This window comes from Longimicrobium terrae, from assembly GCF_014202995.1.
Classification (GTDB): domain Bacteria; phylum Gemmatimonadota; class Gemmatimonadetes; order Longimicrobiales; family Longimicrobiaceae; genus Longimicrobium; species Longimicrobium terrae.
On sequence record NZ_JACHIA010000006.1, the window covers coordinates 1 to 16,744 of the forward strand.

The 16,744-nt window shown below is 70.5% G+C and carries 12 protein-coding genes; 8 read left to right on the forward strand and 4 right to left on the reverse strand.

The window, feature by feature from the left end; genetic code table 11:
* Window positions 1-262: 262 nt before the first annotated feature.
* Window positions 263-670 carry an OsmC family protein gene (locus tag HNQ61_RS11765; protein WP_170033089.1) on the reverse strand — a complete coding sequence of 136 codons (408 nt, stop codon included), beginning with the start codon at window positions 668-670 and terminating at the stop codon, window positions 263-265.
* A 243-nt stretch (window positions 671-913) separates the two neighbouring features.
* On the opposite strand from HNQ61_RS11765, the gene HNQ61_RS11770 reads away from it, so the two are divergent.
* A complete protein-coding gene (locus HNQ61_RS11770) occupies window positions 914-1,654 on the forward strand; it encodes an outer membrane beta-barrel protein (protein WP_170033091.1) in 741 nt (246 codons plus the stop codon).
* 126 nt (window positions 1,655-1,780) lie between these two features.
* Here the strand turns inward: HNQ61_RS11770 and HNQ61_RS11775 are convergent, their stop codons facing one another.
* Window positions 1,781-2,965, reverse strand: coding sequence for a class I SAM-dependent rRNA methyltransferase (locus tag HNQ61_RS11775; RefSeq protein WP_170033093.1), 1,185 nt, complete (start codon window positions 2,963-2,965; stop codon window positions 1,781-1,783).
* 137 nt (window positions 2,966-3,102) lie between these two features.
* Between HNQ61_RS11775 and HNQ61_RS11780 the strand changes: the two genes are divergently transcribed.
* The 3 genes from HNQ61_RS11780 to HNQ61_RS11790 all read left to right on the forward strand — a co-directional run bounded on the left by HNQ61_RS11780 (window position 3,103) and on the right by HNQ61_RS11790 (window position 5,682).
* Window positions 3,103-4,287 carry a sensor histidine kinase gene (locus HNQ61_RS11780; RefSeq protein ID WP_170033095.1) on the forward strand — a complete coding sequence of 395 codons (1,185 nt, stop codon included), beginning with the start codon at window positions 3,103-3,105 and terminating at the stop codon, window positions 4,285-4,287.
* A 63-nt stretch (window positions 4,288-4,350) separates the two neighbouring features.
* On the forward strand, window positions 4,351-4,974 hold the full coding sequence (locus HNQ61_RS11785) for a hypothetical protein (RefSeq protein WP_170033097.1): 624 nt from the start codon (window positions 4,351-4,353) through the stop codon (window positions 4,972-4,974).
* Between the two features lie 78 nt (window positions 4,975-5,052).
* Window positions 5,053-5,682, forward strand: coding sequence for a hypothetical protein (locus HNQ61_RS11790; protein WP_221305264.1), 630 nt, complete (start codon window positions 5,053-5,055; stop codon window positions 5,680-5,682).
* A gap of 278 nt (window positions 5,683-5,960) precedes the next feature.
* Here HNQ61_RS11790 and HNQ61_RS11795 read toward each other — a convergent pair whose 3' ends face one another.
* Together HNQ61_RS11795 and HNQ61_RS11800 are read right to left on the reverse strand one after the other, a co-directional pair.
* Window positions 5,961-6,845: a DUF72 domain-containing protein gene (locus tag HNQ61_RS11795; RefSeq protein ID WP_170033101.1), complete on the reverse strand. Its 885-nt coding sequence runs from the start codon at window positions 6,843-6,845 to the stop codon at window positions 5,961-5,963.
* 99 nt (window positions 6,846-6,944) lie between these two features.
* On the reverse strand, window positions 6,945-7,637 hold the full coding sequence (locus tag HNQ61_RS11800) for a DUF4142 domain-containing protein (RefSeq protein WP_170033103.1): 693 nt from the start codon (window positions 7,635-7,637) through the stop codon (window positions 6,945-6,947).
* 883 nt (window positions 7,638-8,520) lie between these two features.
* On the opposite strand from HNQ61_RS11800, the gene HNQ61_RS11805 reads away from it, so the two are divergent.
* The 4 genes from HNQ61_RS11805 to HNQ61_RS11820 all read left to right on the forward strand — a co-directional run bounded on the left by HNQ61_RS11805 (window position 8,521) and on the right by HNQ61_RS11820 (window position 16,553).
* Window positions 8,521-10,992, forward strand: a complete 2,472-nt coding sequence (locus HNQ61_RS11805; protein ID WP_170033105.1) for a PAS domain S-box protein — start codon at window positions 8,521-8,523, stop codon at window positions 10,990-10,992.
* Entirely contained in the window at window positions 10,989-11,441 is a 453-nt protein-coding gene (locus HNQ61_RS11810; RefSeq protein ID WP_170033107.1) for a response regulator, read from the forward strand. The genes HNQ61_RS11805 and HNQ61_RS11810 overlap by 4 nt, the downstream gene beginning before the upstream one ends.
* A complete protein-coding gene (locus HNQ61_RS11815) occupies window positions 11,434-14,457 on the forward strand; it encodes a PAS domain S-box protein (RefSeq protein ID WP_170033109.1) in 3,024 nt (1,007 codons plus the stop codon). Before HNQ61_RS11810 ends, HNQ61_RS11815 begins: the two co-directional genes overlap by 8 nt.
* A gap of 791 nt (window positions 14,458-15,248) precedes the next feature.
* On the forward strand, window positions 15,249-16,553 hold the full coding sequence (locus HNQ61_RS11820) for a hypothetical protein (RefSeq protein WP_170033111.1): 1,305 nt from the start codon (window positions 15,249-15,251) through the stop codon (window positions 16,551-16,553).
* The last annotated feature ends 191 nt before the right edge of the window (window positions 16,554-16,744 follow it).

The following is a 16,744-nucleotide window of genomic DNA, read 5'->3' on the forward strand; positions in this document are numbered from 1 at the left end:
ACGACCTCCGCACCGGCACACCGCATCTATAAATGCTGCGCTCCCGTTTCATGCGCCATGGGTCGGCGCAGACGGTGGAGAATACTCCCACGAACGGATGTGGGAGAGGGAGCACACTTCAGTGCCGTGCGGATGGGATGGGTCGGCGCGGGGGACGGTGATCGACGACCTCCTCCGCGCACCCCCGCCAACCCCCGCGTCCTCCGCGTGACAGTGTGACGAGTCCCGCCCCGCGCCGATATCCGGGGACGGCGCAGGGGCGTTACTCGTAGACGAACGTGACGTCCTTGCTGATTTCCGGAAGCAGGCTGCGGTGCACGGGACAGGTGAGCGCCACCCGCTCCAGCCGCTCGCGCTGTTCATCCGTCAGCGCGGCGGGAAGGTGCAGGGTGACGGGGATGGAATCCACGCGGCGCGGATCGGCGCGCATGTGCTTCTCCAGCGAGAAGCGCGATCCCTCCATCGACATCCCGTTCCGCTCGGCGTAGATCGCCATCACGGTGAGCATGCAGGCGCCCAGCGAGGCGGCCAGCAGGTCCGTGGGCGAGAACGAACTTCCGTCGCCGGCGTTGTCCACCGGCGCGGCGGTGCGGATTTCCGCGCCGGAGGGGCCGTGCTGCAGCTGCACGCCAAGATTGCCGGTGTACCGGCCCGTCATTTCCACCGCCATCGGTCATTCTCCCTATCGCGCAATTGCGACTGATTGTTTGTCTGTGCTCCGCGCGGAGCATGGCTGTCCCATCCAGAGGTCAGGCGGAAACGCGTGCCCGCCCGCCCTGAATCCCTAAGCGCATGGCGCGCATCTACATCGCCCAACGGTAGCAGAGGGCGCGCCGGTTGCTTTTCCAGTCCGCGTCCGGCGCTGGCCGCCGGCGCAGTCCATCGAACGGAAAATCCAACGCGCGAGGAACCGATGCGCACGCCCCTGATCGCCCTGTCCGCACTGCTGCTGTCCGCCCCCGCCCTCGCCGCCCAGGATGACTGGGACGACTGGGACTGCGAGCGCCATGAGTGCGAAAAGTACCCCACCGGCGGCTACGTGGGCGGAAGCCTGGCCGCGGCCCGCACGCAGGGCGAGTTCAGCGACTACGTCCGTGGCGGCTTTGGCGGCGACATCCACTTCATCCAGAAGCTGGACCGCGACGGATGGCTGGCGCTGCGCACCGACGCCGGCCTGCTGGTCTACGGCTACGAGAGCCAGCACGTGCCGCTGAGCCCCACCATCGGCGGCCGCGTGCTGGTGGACCTTACGACGTCCAACAACATCGCGTGGTTCGGCGTGGGGCCGCAGATCGGCGTGCCGGACGGCGACCTGCAGCCGTACGTGAACGCCTTCGTGGGATACAGCGCGCTGTGGACCTCATCCTCCGTATCCGACATCGACTACGGCGACGACGTGTTCAGCAGCAACAACTTCAGCGACGGCAGCTTCAGCTACGGCGCCGGAGCGGGACTGTACGTGCCCCTGCGCCGCGGCCCGTCGCCGGTGTCCCTCGACATGGGCGTGCGCTACCACAACAACGGCCGCGCCGAGTACCTGCGCGAAGGCGACATCCAGGACAACCCCGACGGCAGCATCACCGTCTACCCCACCCGCAGCGACACCGACCTGCTGAGCTTTCACGTGGGCGTCAGCATCGGGATCGCGCGCTGAGCGGGATGATCATCCCCCGCCCGCTGTCATCAGGGACGGGGGATGAACGTCATCCCATGCCGGCAAGGAAGATCATCCAGGCCGGCGAGGATCATCATCCGGAAAGATCGTCTCGGGAAACGACGTTCATCCCACCCGCGCGATGAACGACTTCAGATACGCCGTCTCGGGGATGGCGGGATGGATGGGGTGATCCGGCCCCTGATGCCCTTCCTCCAGCACCTGAAGGTCGCGGCCCAGGCGGCGGCTGGCGCGCAGCATGGCATCCAGCAGCCCGTCGCGGTGCAGGTGGTACGAGCAGCTGGCGGATACCAGGATGCCGTCCGGCTCCAGCAGTTCCATCGCCATCGTATTCGCGCGGCGATATGCCTCTTCCCCCGCCTTGGCGTCCTTGCGGCGCTTGATGAAGGCCGGGGGATCCAGGATGACGGCGCCGAAACGCTCGCCGTCCGCGGCCATGCGGCCCAGCGCGTCGAACGCGTCCGCGCGGACGGCGCGCACCCGGTCCTCCGCGCCGTTGAGCGCGGCGTTGCGGGCCACCCACTCCAGCGCGGGGGCGGAGGCATCCACGCACACGACCTCGGACGCGCCCGCGGCGGCGGCCTGCACGCCCCAGCCGCCCACGTAGCTGAAGACGTCCAGAACGCGTCGGCCGCGCACGTAGCCGGCCATGCGGGCGCGGTTCATCCGGTGGTCGTAGAACCAGCCGGTCTTCTGCCCGGCGACGGGGGCGTCGAAGGTGACGCCGTTCTCCTCCACCCGCAGCGTGTCGGGGACCTCACCCCAGGCGGTGCGGACGTAGGATTCCAGCCCCTCCAGCGCGCGGCCGCTGGTGTCGTTGCGCAGCAGAATGCCGGCGGGGTTGATGATTTCGCGCAGGGCGCCGATCACCTCGTCCAGCACGCGCTCCATCCCCGCGGTGGTGATCTGCACGACCAGGTGCGGGCCGAAGCGGTCCACGACGAGGCCCGGGAGCCCGTCGCCCTCGCCAAAGACGAGGCGGTAGAACGGGCCGGGAAAGACGGCTTCGCGCAGGGCCAGCGCGCGGGTGATGCGGCGGCGCAGCAGGTCGCCGTCCAGCGGGCGGTTGCGCTGCCGGCTCACCAGCCGCGCGGCGATCAGCGAGTGCGGGTTGACGAAGGCGGTGCCCAGCGGCGCGCCGCGCGCGTCCTGCACCTCCGCCGACGCGCCGGGCTCAAAGGCCGTCAGCGGCGTGGCGGCGACGTCCACCTCGTTGCTGAACACCCACAGGTGTCCCGCGCGCAGGCGGCGGTCTTCGTTCTTTCTGAGGCGGAGCGGAGGTAGGCTCATCTCGTGCGTGCGGTTGGCTTGCCGGGGCGGAGTGCGGCCCCCAAGATAGCCGGAGCGCGAACCCGGCGCACGCGGCACCGGCGCACCCGCCCGGTTCCGCGCCGGCACGAGAACCGCCCGACGAGGATAGAACGGCGATGTCCGACGGCAACTCCCGCTCCACCCACGCCCCCGCGGCGGACCCCGGAGCGGCTCCCTGGCAGTCGCGCGCCCGCCGGCTGGAGGCGGTGTGCGGATTCGCGGCCCTCATCGCCGGCGAAACCGAGCCGGAGCGCATCTGGACCCGGCTGCGGGACTGCGTGCCGGAACTGCTGGAGGCGGACGGCGCCGCGCTGGCCACCCCGCTGCTGCCGGAAACCCGGGGGTTCGCCGCGCCGGGCGCCGCGTTCGGCGAGGAAGCCGTCGCCCGCGCGGCGGCGGAGGCCGGTGAGCCGGGGCGGGTGGAGATCGGGTCCGGCGCGGGATGGCGCATTCCGCTGGGCGCGGACTGCGAGGGCGCGCTGCTGGTAGCGTGGAGCGACCCCGCCGCCGCGGACGAGGAGGCGCGCGGCGTGGTGGAGCGCCTGGCCGCGCAGACGGCGGCCGCGCTGGCCAACGCAAGGGCCTACGCCGCGCTCACGGAGGCGGCGGTGCGGCGCGAACGGTTCTTCAGCGCCATGAGCCACGACCTGCGGACGCCCATTACCGCCATCGTGGGCTACAGCGAGCTGCTGGCCGACGGCATCGTGGGCGACCTGAGCGGGCAGCAGCTGGAGATGGTGGAGCGCATCAGCCAGGTCAGCGGCCACCTGTCGCAGCTGGTGAACGACATTCTGGACCTGGCCAAGCTGGACGCGGGGCGCATGGAGTTTCACTGCGAGTCCGTGCGCCTGGGCGACCTGGTGGACGAGGCGAGGGTGGCGGTGGAGCCGCAGGCGCGCAGCAAGGGGCTGGAGCTGCACACCGCCGTGGGCGACGCCGCGGACCGCACCCTGTGCGTGGACCCGCCCCGGGTGCGCCAGATTCTGGTGAACCTGCTGAGCAACGCGGTCAAGTTCACCGACCACGGCGCGGTCGCCGTCCGGGCGGGAACGGAGGGGCGCCGCACCTGGATCGAGGTGCGCGACACCGGCCCCGGCCTTCCCGCCGGGAGCGAAGAAGCGGTATTCGAGGAGTTTCTGCAGCTGGCTTCGGCCAACCGCAGCAAGCGAGAGCCCAGCAGCGGGCTGGGGCTGGCCATCAGCCGGCGGCTGGCGCGCGCCATGGGCGGAGAGCTTTCCGCACGGAGCGCGGCCACGGGCGCCGCGTTCACCCTTACCCTGCCCGCCGAGAACGACGGGTAGGAACCCCCGGTCCGAACACGCGGACCGGGCATCATCCCGGTCCATTTACGTGACTGCAGACCCATGAAGACAATCATCCGCCCCGCCCTGATGCTGGCCGCCCTGCTCCCCTTTGCGGCCTGCGGCGACGACAACTCCACCGGCCCCGGCCGGTACAGCGGCACGCTGGACTTTCAGTACTCCGGCGCCTATTCCGGCAGCTTTCACGCGGAAAGCGACGTGCTGCCCCGCGACTTCGACACGGGCTCCGCGGTGTTCGGCCAGCGGACCCAGGACGTGGCGGGTGACGAAGCGTACATCTTCGCCCAGCAGGACGGCCCCGGCTCGATGGTGGATAACCTGATCTTTTCGGTTGCCGACCCCGCCGTGGGCACCGTGAGCTGCGCGATCATCGACGAGAACTGCCCGCTGTCCGCCATCCTGGTGCTGGGCGACGACGGCGCCCGCGAGGATGACGACGCCGACGCCATCCTGCTGAGCAGCGCCGGCTCGGTGACCATCACCAGCATTACGGACAAGCGCATTCAAGGCAACTTCCAGTTCACGATGTCCGACCTGTTCGAGGACGAGCAGACGGTGACGCGCATCACCAGCGGCTCCTTCGACGTGCCGCTGCTCAGCTCCACGGACGGCCTTGGCGGCTCGCTCTCCCGGATGAGCCCCGCGCGCCTCAGCCGCTCGCGCTGAGCGCCGCGTTCGCATAGGATTCAGCGCCGGCGCGGAGGTTCCCCGCCGGCGCCGGTCCGCGGTCCCGACTTCCCGATGATGATGCGTTCTCCGCTGGTTCGAATCTGTTGCGCCTTTGCCGCCGCGATCGCGATGGCGGCCTGCTTTGGCGATCCCGCCGGGCCCACGGAGTTTCCCTCCGGCTCGATGCGCTTTTCGTACGTGCGCATCGACACGGGGGGCGTGCCGCTGGCGGACTCGGTTGCGTTCGCGGCGGAAGGGCCGGTGACGCTGGACAGTTACTTCAGCGGCACGTACGCGTTCGGCCTGCTGAGCACGACCTTTACGGACAGCCAGGCCGTTCGCGTGTACGGGCAGCAGGCGCAGGAAACAGAAGGCGTGTACGACGGGATGCTGCTGTTTATCGCCAGCCCCGCCGTGGGCACCGTCACCTGCGCCGTGACGAGTTCGCCGCTGACCTGCCCGTTCGCGGCGACGTTCCGGGTCGGCGCGTCGGAAGACGTCCTGGCCTCCGATCCCACGATTCTGGTCACCGCGCGCTCGGGCTCGGTGACCATCACATCGGTGGATGACGGGCGGGTCAAGGGCACGTTCCGCCTGCAGATGCGCGGCACGGTGGATGGCCAGGCGGACGCGCTGGTGCGGGTGAGCGGCGGTTCCTTCGACGTCCCGCTCACGTCGTCGGACTCGCTGACTGTCGGCGGCTGACGATCCTTTTCGGTGGATTGGATGCAGAAGCAAGGGAGGCCGCGTGGTGCGCGGCCTCCCTTTTTTTCATCTCATCCCCGGACGGAACTGCCGTTTCACACGGAGGTCACGGAGGATGCACGGAGGGCACTGAGGAACAGCGGGGACAACGGAAGAGCATCACACAGAGTTAACAGAGTCAACAGCAGGGATGGACGGACCGGCCCCCCTGCCGCTCTGGATGATCATCCCTGAATCTGTTCTCTGCTGACTCTGTGTGAGACATGCTGTTTCCATGGTCAGCGGAGGCGCTCGGCGAGACGCAGGGCGTCAAAGGGGGCGTGCACCTTGGCGTCGTTGTCAAAGTACACGAACACGTCGCGGCCGGCGGGGTCGTCCGGAGCGCGCGGGGCCACGCACGCCGCGTCGCCGGGATGGCGGCCGCGCCGCCACTCGCGGATGCGCGCCGCCCACCAGTCCAGCTGGTCGTCGCGGTAGCCGCTGGCGTACAGTTCCTCCGCGCCGTGCAGCCGCACGTAGACGAAGTCGCCCGTCACGTCCTCGGCGTACGGCCACTTTCCCGCCGTGTCCGCAAAGACGAAGGCCGCGTTGTGCGCCCGCAGCAGGTCCACGAACGCGGGCGACAGAAAGCCGGGGTGGCGCACCTCGAACGCGTGGCGGATCGGGCCGTCGTGCTCCGGCTCCGTCCACGCACGCCCGTCCAGCCGCGCGTCGTGCCCGCGGGCGATGGCGGACGCCTCGGCGTGCGTGCGCGGCAGCCGGGCGAGGAAATCCGCGAAGCGGGCTTCATCAAACTTCATCCGCTCCGGAAACTGCCACAGCACGGGCCCCAGCTTGTGCGACAGGCACAGGACGCCGCTGGCCAGGAAGTTGGCGAGCGCGTCATCCACGTCCTTGAGCTTCTTGAGATGGGTGATGAACCGGCTTCCCTTTACGGCGAAGCGGAAGTCGTCCGGCACCGCCTCGTACCAGGCGCGGTAGCTGGAAGGGCGCTGCAGCGAGTAGAAGGAGCCGTTGATTTCGATGGTGTTCATCCGCGAAGCGGCCCAGGCCAGCTCGCGCCTGCGGGCCAGCCCCTGGGGATAGAACACGCCGCGCCACCCGGCGTACGTCCATCCCGAAATCCCCACGTACGTGTGCCCCGTGCCCTGTCTGCTCGCCATGGCGCGGGGATTCCGCAACAACGAAACCGCGGCGGACCACAGAAGGGGTCCGCCGCGGTTCGATGTTCTACGCGTCCCGGCGGGCCGGGACGGGCGGGCTCAGTGCGCGGCGGCCGGGGCCGCGGCGGCGGGAGCAGCCCCGGCGGCGGGGGCGGTCGCGGCGGCCGGGGCGGCGCCGGCCTGAAGCTGCTGGGCCATCTGCAGGTGCTGGGCGACGGCCGGTTCCACGGCCTGCAGCATCTGCTTGAGCTGCGGATCGCGCGCGTTGGGGATGAGCGTGGTGCGCAGCGCCTGCAGCGTGGTCTGGTGCGCCTGCACCTGGTGCGCCAGGTACGCCGCGTCGAACTGCTCCGCGGTGGCGGCCTGAAGCTGCGTGAGGGCGGTCTGCATCGCCTGCTTCATCTGCTGGCTCTGCGCGTTGTCCTGCGGCTGCAGCCCCTTGGCCTGCAGCGCCTGCTGCATCTGCTGCTCCACACGGGTGTGCTCGTCCACCATGCGCTGCGCGAACTGCTTGACCTCGGGGCGCGTGGCCTTCTGCAGGGCGATGTTGCTGGTCTGGATCTCGTCCTGGTTGGAGGCGGACGCGATGGCGGCCATGTTCGCGTCCGTCACCGGGCCGGCCGCCGGGGCCGCGGAAGGCGCGCCCATGGGAGCCGTGTCGGCCGTGAGCGGAACCGCGCGCCCGGCGTCGCTGGGCGGAGTCTCGATGTCGGGATTGGGCTCCTTGGCGCACCCGGCCGCCAGCGCGGCGCAGGTGAGGGCGAGCAGGCTTGCACGGACGGAACGCATCATGGGGTCCTCACGCGAGGGATTGGGATAGCCGCCAGCCGCGGCGCAGGACGCGCGCGCGGGGATTTTCGCGGGCGGGAAATACGCAAATCCGGTGCGAGGGACAAGGCAGGAGGGGGAGTGCGTGAGTGCGGGGTGCGTGAGTGCGGGGTGCTGAGTGCGTGAGTGCGGTGGATCAGATCAGGCGTGACGGGCGGGGTTCGCGGGCGGCCCCCACCCGGGCCGGCACCACCGGCCCACCCTCCCCCAAAACAGACTGGGGGAGGGTTGGGGGAGGCGGATGATTCGGCGCGGGGAGCGGAGTTGGTCGCGGCGGCGAGTCTGGAGCGAATGAATCCGCCGCTCCAGAAGCGGGAACCCCGGACTCATGACCGCTGGCGCGTCCACGATCGGGGCTTCAACTGCGTTGGGGTCGCCAGCGGGTTGAGGATGCAGCCCGCGGCGGCTGGCTTCGCGGTGTCTAACCGCACGTTCCACCGCGAAGTGGCAGCCCGGGACGCACGCCGAACCCGCCTCCGCGCGGAACGGCTCCCCCTCCCCCGCTTGCGGGGCGAGGGGGCTGGGGGGAGGGGGGAGCCCGCCGCCGCACGTCACCGTCCGCAACGCACGGTACTGGGGTGTGCTCCCTCTCCCACATCCGTTCGTGGGAGAGGGTCGTCGCGCGCAGCACGCGGGGTGAGGGCCCCAACCGGGGCCGCACCGGACGCCGTCCCGCACCAGTCGCCGGTGGATCGGGAAACGCACCCTCGTAATGTCCCGGTTGCCCCGCTCCGTCCCCCCGAATACGTTCCCTGCTTCACGCCTGGCGCTCCGTCCCGGACCCCTGCGCGGCGCCTCCCCGGCGTCCGCACGGGATCCGGGTGACGCGCCGCTTCCCGCCGCGGTCATGCCATTCACCTCTCCGCCCATCGTTCACGCCCCCGGCCGCCTGGCCGCCCTTGGCCGCACCGGACTGCTCGACACCCTCCCGGAAGAATCGTTCGACCGGCTTACGCGCCTGGCCTCGCGGCTGCTGAACACGCCCATCGCGCTGGTCTGCCTGATCGACCAGGACCGGCAGTTCTTCAAGAGCGCCGTGGGGCTGGGCGAGCCGTGGGCCAGCCGCCGCGAAATGCCGCTGGCGTACTCCTACTGCCAGCACGCGCTCGAATCGGCCGTGCCGCTGGTGGTGGATGACGCGCGCCTCAATCCCGTGCTGGCCGACAGCCCGGCCGTGAGCGAAAACGGCTCGCTGGCGTACGTGGGCGTTCCGCTCACCAGCGAGGGCGAGTCGCTGGGCACCCTGTGCGTGGTGGACACCCGGGTGCGCCACTGGACCGATGAGGACGTGCAGACGCTGGCCGACCTGGCCGCGGGCGCGCAGGCAGAGATCGACCTGCGCCGCGCGGGCCGCCTGGCGCGCGCCGGGCAGCAGTACCTGCGCGCGCTGGTGGATGCACAGCAGGCCGTGAGCGCCGCCGGAACGCTCCCCAGGGTGATGCGCGAAGTGGTGCTGCGCGCCTGCCTGCTCACCCGCGCCGACGCCGCCGTGGTCGAAACCCCGGACGGGAACGAGATGGTGTGCCGCGCCGCCTGCGGCACCGCCGAACACACCGTGGGCGCGCGCCACCCGCTGGGCACCGGCATCTCCGGCCTCGCCCTGGGCGCCGGGGAGCTGTTCCACGCCGCCGACACGGACGAGGCCGTGGGGTTCGACGCCGACGCCTGCCGCGCGGCGGGAATGCGCTCGGTGATCACCGTCCCCTTTGCCGGCGTGGACGGGATCGACGGCGTGCTGCACGTCACCTGCGGCCGCCCCCACGCCTTCAGCGAGGCCGACGTCAACACCGTGCAGCTGCTGGCCACACTCCTGGGCGCGGCGCTGCAGCAGGACCAGCGGCTGGCCCGCGAACAGGCGCTGGTGGCCGAACTGGGACAGAGCGAGGAGCGCTACCGCGCCGTGGTGGAAACGCTCAACGAGGCGGTGCTGGCGATCGACGACGAGGGCGTGATCCGCTTCGCCAACCCCGCCGCGGAGGCCATCTTCGGCTATGCCGCGCCTGAGCTGGCCGGCCAGCCCGTGCGCCTGCTTCTTCCCGGCCACACCCCCGGGCACCTGGCCGGCGTCCGCACCGCCGAAGCCCGCGGCGTGCACCGCACCGGGCGCGAGATTCCGCTGGAAGCGTCGTTCGCCGAGTACCGGCGCGGCGGCGAACGCATTCACGTGGGCGTGCTGCGCGACGTCACCGACCGGATGCGCGCCGAACGCGAGGCGCGTGAAGCCGGCGACGCCCTGCGCGCACTGGTGAACGCGTCGCCGCTGGCCATCATCACCCTGGACGAGCGGGGCGACGTCACCCTGTGGAACCCCGCGGCGGAGCGCATCTTCGGCTGGGCGGCGGACGAGGTGCTGGGACGCCCCGTTCCCTTTGTCCCCGAGCGGTTCCGCGACGAGCACCGCACCCGGCGGGAACAGGTGCTCGCGGGGGCCGAGATCAGCGGGCTGGAGGCGCTGCGCCTGCGCCGCGACGGAACGCTGATGCCGGTGAGCGTTTCCGTCGCTCCGCTTCCCGGCCGTGACGGGGGCGCGCGCGGGCTCGTCTCGTTCACCGAAGACATCACCCAGCGGCTGGAGACGCGCGGGCAGCTGGAGGCGTACTCGCGCGAGCTGGAGCGCAGCAACCGCGAGCTGCAGGACTTTGCGTACGTGGCCAGCCACGACCTGCAGGAGCCGCTGCGGAAGATCCAGGCGTTCGGCGACCGGCTGCAGAGCCAGTACGCCGCCGGACTGGGCGAGGAAGGGGCCGACTACCTGCGCCGCATGCAGGCCGCCGCCATGCGCATGCGCAGCCTGATCCAGGACCTGCTGGCCTTTGCCCGCGTCACCTCGCAGGCCCGCCCCTTCGCCCCCGTGCCGCTGGAACAGGTCGCGCACGAGGTGGCGGGCGACCTGCAGGCCCGCATTGACGAAACGGGCGCACGGGTGGAGATCGGGGCGCTCCCCCAGGTGGAGGCGGACGCATCGCAGATGCGGCAGCTGCTCCAGAACCTGATCGCCAACGCCCTCAAGTTCCACCGCGACGGGGTGGCGCCGGTCGTGCGGATCACCGCCGCGCCGGCGGAGGGGGGAATGACGGCGATCCGCGTGCGGGACAACGGCATCGGCTTCGACGAGCGCTACCTGGACCGCATCTTCACCCCGTTCGAGCGGCTGCACGGCCGCCGCGAGTACGAGGGCACCGGGATCGGCCTGGCCATCTGCCGCAAGATCGCCGAGCGGCACGGCGGCGGCATCACGGCGCACAGCACGCCCGGCGAGGGAGCCACCTTCGTGGTCACCCTTCCGGTTTCCCATTCAGCGCAGACGGGGGTGCGATGACCGCACGCAACGATTCCATCGTGATCCTGATGGCGGACGACGACGAAGACGACCGCCTGCTGGCCCGCGACGCGCTGGCGCAGTCCGCCCTGGCGGCAGACCTCCGCTTCGTGAACGACGGCGTGGAACTGCTGCAGTACCTGCGGCGCGAACCGCCCTTTGCCGATCCCGCGGCGGCGCCGCGGCCGGGGGTGATCCTGCTGGACCTCAACATGCCGCGCATGGACGGGCGCGAGGCGCTGCAGGCGCTCAAGGCCGACCCCGAACTGCGCCGCATTCCCGTCGTCATCATGACCACCAGCGAGGCGGAGGAGGACATCGTGCGCAGCTACGACCTGGGCGCGGCGTCGTTCATCACCAAGCCCATGACCTACGCGGGGCTGGTGGAGGTGATGCGCGGGTTCGGCACGTACTGGATCGAGGTCGTGGGGCTGCCCAGCGATGACTAACCTCATCGTGGACCCGCCCATCCGCGTGCTGCTGGTGGAGGACGACGAGGACGACTACCTGCTCACCCGCGGCCTGCTGCGCGACGTGGAGGGGGCCGCCTTTCAGCTGGAGTGGGCGCAGACCTACGCGGCGGGGCTGCAGGCCGTGCGCGGCGGCGAGTTCGACGTCGTTCTGCTGGACTACCGGCTGGGCGCGCAGACCGGGCTGGACTTTCTGGGCCGCCTGCCGGTGGACGAGGCCACGCCCCCCGTCATCCTCCTCACCGGCCAGGGCGACCGCGAAACGGACCTGGTGGCCATGCGCGCCGGGGCGGCGGACTACCTGGCCAAGGCCGGGCTGAACGCCACCATGCTGGAGCGCTCCATCCGCTACGCCGTGGAGCGGCACCGCGCGGTGATGGCCCAGCACGACGCCGAGCGCCGCTACCAGCTGCTGCTGGAATCGGTGGGCGCCATCGTGTGGCAGGGCGACCCGCGCACGCTGGCCTTCACCTTCGTGAGCCGCGAGGCCGAGCACCTGCTGGGCTACCCGGTGGCGCGGTGGACCACCGAACCCACCTTCTGGGTGGACCGCATCCACCCGGAGGACCGCGACTGGGCGCTCGCCCTGTGCGAGGACGCCAGCCGCCGCGGGGTGGCGCACACCTTCGAGTACCGCATGATCGCGGCGGACGGGCGCATCGTCTGGCTGCGCGACATCGTGCGGGTGGTGGAGAGCGCGGGGCGGCGCGAGCTGGCGGGGGTGATGGTGGACGTCACCGAGGTCAAGCAGGCCGAGGTCACGCTGCGGCTGCGCGACCGCGCCATCGCCGCCATCACCGAGGGCGTGCTGATCACTGATCCGCACCAGCCGGACGACCCCATCGTCTACGTGAACCCGGCGTTCGAGGAGCTCACGGGCTACCCGGCGAGCGAGGCCCTGGGGCGCAACTGCCGCTTTCTGCAGGGGCCGGACACGGATCCCGCCGCGGTCGACGTCCTCCGCGCCGCCATCGCCGAGGAGCGCTCGGCCACGGTGGACCTGCTCAACTACCGCCGCGACGGAACGCCGTTCTGGAACCGCCTTTCCATCAGCCCCGTGCGCGAACCCGGCGGGCGGCTTACGCACTTCGTGGGGGTGCAGCGCGACGTGACGGAGCCGCGGCTGGCGCGGCTGGAGCTGGCGGCGGCCGAGGCGCACTACCGGCGGCTGGTGCAGGCGGCGCCGCAGGCCATCTTCGCCCTGGACGTGGAAGGGCGGCTGATCGAGCTGAACCCCGCGGGGGAGCGGCTGCTTGGCCGGTCGGCGGAGGAGCTGCTGGGGCAGAACTTCGGCACGCTGGTGGCGCCGCGCGACCAGGCGGCGTCACGCGAGGCGTTCGAGCGCACGCTGCGCGGCGAGGGGGATGAGCAGGAGCAGCGGGTGCACGTGCTGGGGCCCGCGGGCGACCAGCGGCTGCTGAGCATTTCCACCACTCCCATCGTGGAGAACGGGCGCGTGCTGGGAATGCACGGCATCGCGCGCGACATCACCGAAGAGCGGGCCCGCGAGCGGCAGGTGCGGCTGCTGGCTTCGGCGCTGGAAGGGCTGCGCGAGCAGGGGGTGAGCGTGATCGACGGCGGGCGCATCGTATACGCCAACGGCGCGCACGGCCGCATTCTGGGCTACGACCCGGAGCAGCGCGAAGGGCTGTCGGTGGACACCTTTACCCCGGACGACGAGGCGCGCGAGGCCATCCGCGTGGCGGAGGAGTGCGTGGTGCGCGAGGGAAGCTGGAGCGGGCGCATGCGGCGGCGGCGCTTGAACGACGGCGTGGTCATTCCGGTGGACGTGGTGCTGGGCGCGGTGCAGGATGGCGCGCGCTCGCTGCTGTTCACCATCATTCAGGACGCCACGGAAAAGGTGGCGCGCGAGCAGCACCTGCGGCGGGTGGAGCGGCTGGCCGGGCTGGGAACGCTCATCGGCGGGGTGGCGCACGAGCTGAACAATCCGCTCAGCGCCGTGCTGGGCTTTACCCGCCTGCTGCTGATGGATCCGCGGCCGGAGGGGGAGCGCGAGGACCTGGAAACCATCGCCCGTGAAACCGAGCGGATGGCCAAGATCGTGTCGGACCTGCGGCTGATTGCCCGCGACACGCAGGAGTCCGCGGGGCGGCGCCAGACGGTGGACCTGAACGACGTCGTGCGGCACGTGCTCAAGACGCGCGCGTACTCGCTGCGCACCCGCAACATCGAGGTGCGCGACGACCTGGCGCAGAACCTTCCCCCGGTGCAGGCGGACGGCGGGCAGATGGAGCAGGTGCTGCTGAACCTGCTGGTGAACGCCGAGCAGGCCATGACCATGGCGCCCATCCGCCGTCTGGTCGTGCGGACGCGCGCCACGGGGCAGGGCGCCTCGCTGCACGTGGTGGACACCGGAGCGGGGATCGCGCCGGAGTACCTGGACCGCATCTTCGACCCGTTCTTCACTACCAAGCCGCCGGGCGAGGGAACGGGGCTGGGGCTTTCGATGGTGCACACCATCGTGGCGGAGCACGGCGGCGAGATCCGCGTGGACAGCGAGGTGGGAAAGGGCACCGCCATCCGCATCGACCTTCCCGCCGCCGCCCGCGCCCGCGAGGACCAGGGCGCGCAGCAGGCGCAGGACCCGCCCGCGCGCCGGCTTCGCGTGCTGGTGGTGGATGACGAGGACGCCGTGCGCCGCGTGGTGGTGCGCGCCATTCAGCGGCGCGGGCACGAGGTGGACGAGGCCACCGAGGGGAGCCGCGCGCTGGAGCTGCTGGACGGAGGCGCGGTGCGCTACGACGCCATCGTCAGCGACCTTCGCATGCCCGGTGTAAGCGGCGACGAACTGCTGGCGCGGCTGCGCGACCGCACGGACGGGCTGGACCGCCGCCTGGTGTTCCTTACCGGCGACACGGCCAGCCCGGAAGCCATGCGCATGCTGAGCGAGGCCGGCGTGCCGATTCTGGCCAAGCCCGCCGGCGTGGCGGACGTGGTGCGCACGGTGGAGCAGGTGGCCGCCGCGCTGGAGTAGGGACGGTTGGGGCGTGTGGCCCCGGACGGGGAGGACCAGACGGCAGGTCCGACCTCCCGCTGCACGAGCCCGGGCCGACAGGCCACCCCCAACCAAAGATCCGCCGCCGCCAACGCGTCGTCCCGATGCAAGGAATCCGTGCCGGTTCCCGCTGGCTGGTGCAGGTGAAGCCCCCCATCGGTTCGGGGGACGTTCCGCCGTAGTTGCGGCGAATCCACCGGCTCCAGCAAGCCCGAACTTCTCCCGAGCCGTATCACCATCCTGGCTCTTCCAGACCCGCCACCCGCGCCGGCCGAATCCGCTGCCGCCGGCGTCTGGTCCGGTGAAGGACCTGCTTTCCGGGAGCGCGGCGGCTGCGCACCCCCATTCCGCCCGCCATCAGTCACAAGGCCCCGGACGACGCCAACCGCGACGTGCCGGGGCGTTTGCGTCGGCATCGACAGGGAGTCGCCGTACACGGCGCGACTGTGTCTCCGCGCTCGGGGGCGACTGCCGCAAACGTCTCTCCAGTGGCAACCTCGAATCTTGTAGAGAACGTCCTGAACCGTGCACGACATGTTTCCCGATTCTCAGGAGCAATCCGTTTGGGATCAAAGGTGAACGGAGAGGATTCATCTCGCCGGAACCCGAAGCAAGCGTCCCAAAACGGCCATGAATCCAAGCCGTTTCCCGCTTGACCCTTCGCCTTATATTCGGTATACTAAAGGCGTGAAGTGTGTGCACATCGAGCACTTCAGGCCGGGCTCTCCCTCCCGCCCGGCGGGTCCCCTACACGGCTAGAGGAGTAGATCGTGAAGAAACAAGCAGTTGCCCTGTTCGCCCTGCTGCTGGCGGCATGCAGCGACATCACCCAGCCGGCACCGGCGGTAGAGAGCGGAGATGCGCGCCCCGAGTCGTCGCTGGACGCCGATGTGTCCGCCATCCTCGCCGTGGCCCTGACCGACCCGCTCATCACCTCGGGCACCATGAACAGCGTGGGCGTGCTGTCCGAGGGCAGGACCCCCGAGTTCGCCACCGTGATGTTCACCGACGGCACCCAGCAGGTGCGCCGCGAGTTCCGCAAGAACGCCGGCGCGTGGAGCCAGACGGCATCCTCCGCCACCCCGCTTTCGAGCACGCCCAAGGGCGACGGCGGCAGGATGAACGCCACTGCGTACAACGCGCCCATCGCCACGCTGTATCAGGGCCTCGTCCCCACCCAGCAGCTGTACGCCACCTCGTCCGGCTCGTCCGGCAACTTCGTGACGGTCAGCCTGCTGGATCCCCAGCAGCGCTGGTCGCAGGCGATCTTTACGCCGGGCACGCAGACCACGAACGACACCATCTTCTCGGTGGACCAGCTGAACCAGTTCACGTTCACCTATGTGAACGGCGGAACCTACACGGGCTCGTGCTTCATCAGCCCGTGCAACACGCAGGTCTACCAGGGCGGCAGCTACCACAACTCGCAGCAGGTGTTTCTGTACTACCACCTGAAGGTGGTGGCCCCGGTCACGATCAGCCCGATTTCGGGAACCGCGAACATTCCCTGGACGGGCGCGTTCACCTGGACGGCGTCGGCTTCGGGCGGCGACGCGGACGACAGCAACTTCTCGTACGAGTGGCAGATCAGCTACGACGGCGGCGTGAACTGGTCGGCCCTGTCGGGGAGCGGCGCATCGCGCACGCTCAACTTCACCAGCTCGTCCACCACGCCGTTCACGCTGAGGGTGCGCGCCTCCAAGTCCGGGCGCACGTCGGGATGGTCCACCAAGTCCGTCACCGTCGCCAACCCGCTGTACGCGCCCCTTCAGGTGAACCCTGACGGCGACACGGTGATCAACGACGAGTTCGTTCACACGTACACCGCGGGCGTTTTCGGCGGCAGCGGCACCTACACCTACCAGTGGTACGTGACCTGGGACGGCTCGCCCTATCACGCCAGCGGTGAGCTGGCGCTGGGCACGGGCGCCACGCAGTCCATCAGCGTGGTGCCGGGCGACGGCAACTTCACGCTGCGGGTGGTGGTGACCTCCAACGGGCAGACGATCGACGGCTACAAGTACGTCACCAACCTGCTGACGTGCGGCCAGGACTACTGCGAAATCGAAGGCTAGTCCACGCGGGGCGGTGCACGAACGGGCGGCGGGGATCACTCCCCGCCGCCCGTTCTGTGTCCGCGCTTCTCGTGGCGGCGCGGATGCACGTGTCTATCACCCGGCTGATCCGGCGATGAACGCCGGCGCGGCGCCGCGCCGGCAGGCTCAGGCACCCATCACCCTGATTGCATCAAAATGTCTGTAAATGT

Excerpts from the sequence above, each read along its gene's own strand:
- HNQ61_RS11780 (WP_170033095.1), top strand. The coding sequence starts at position 3,103 with ATGTCCGACGGCAACTCCCGCTCCACCCACGCCCCCGCGGCGGACCCC.
- HNQ61_RS11785 (WP_170033097.1), top strand. The coding sequence starts at position 4,351 with ATGAAGACAATCATCCGCCCCGCCCTGATGCTGGCCGCCCTGCTCCCC.
- HNQ61_RS11795 (WP_170033101.1), bottom strand. The coding sequence starts at position 6,845 with ATGGCGAGCAGACAGGGCACGGGGCACACGTACGTGGGGATTTCGGGA.
- HNQ61_RS11765 (WP_170033089.1), bottom strand. The coding sequence starts at position 670 with ATGGCGGTGGAAATGACGGGCCGGTACACCGGCAATCTTGGCGTGCAG.
- HNQ61_RS11805 (WP_170033105.1), top strand. The coding sequence starts at position 8,521 with ATGCCATTCACCTCTCCGCCCATCGTTCACGCCCCCGGCCGCCTGGCC.
- HNQ61_RS11810 (WP_170033107.1), top strand. The coding sequence starts at position 10,989 with ATGACCGCACGCAACGATTCCATCGTGATCCTGATGGCGGACGACGAC.
- HNQ61_RS11790 (WP_221305264.1), top strand. The coding sequence starts at position 5,053 with ATGATGCGTTCTCCGCTGGTTCGAATCTGTTGCGCCTTTGCCGCCGCG.
- HNQ61_RS11770 (WP_170033091.1), top strand. The coding sequence starts at position 914 with ATGCGCACGCCCCTGATCGCCCTGTCCGCACTGCTGCTGTCCGCCCCC.
- HNQ61_RS11800 (WP_170033103.1), bottom strand. The coding sequence starts at position 7,637 with ATGATGCGTTCCGTCCGTGCAAGCCTGCTCGCCCTCACCTGCGCCGCG.
- HNQ61_RS11775 (WP_170033093.1), bottom strand. The coding sequence starts at position 2,965 with ATGAGCCTACCTCCGCTCCGCCTCAGAAAGAACGAAGACCGCCGCCTG.
- HNQ61_RS11815 (WP_170033109.1), top strand. The coding sequence starts at position 11,434 with ATGACTAACCTCATCGTGGACCCGCCCATCCGCGTGCTGCTGGTGGAG.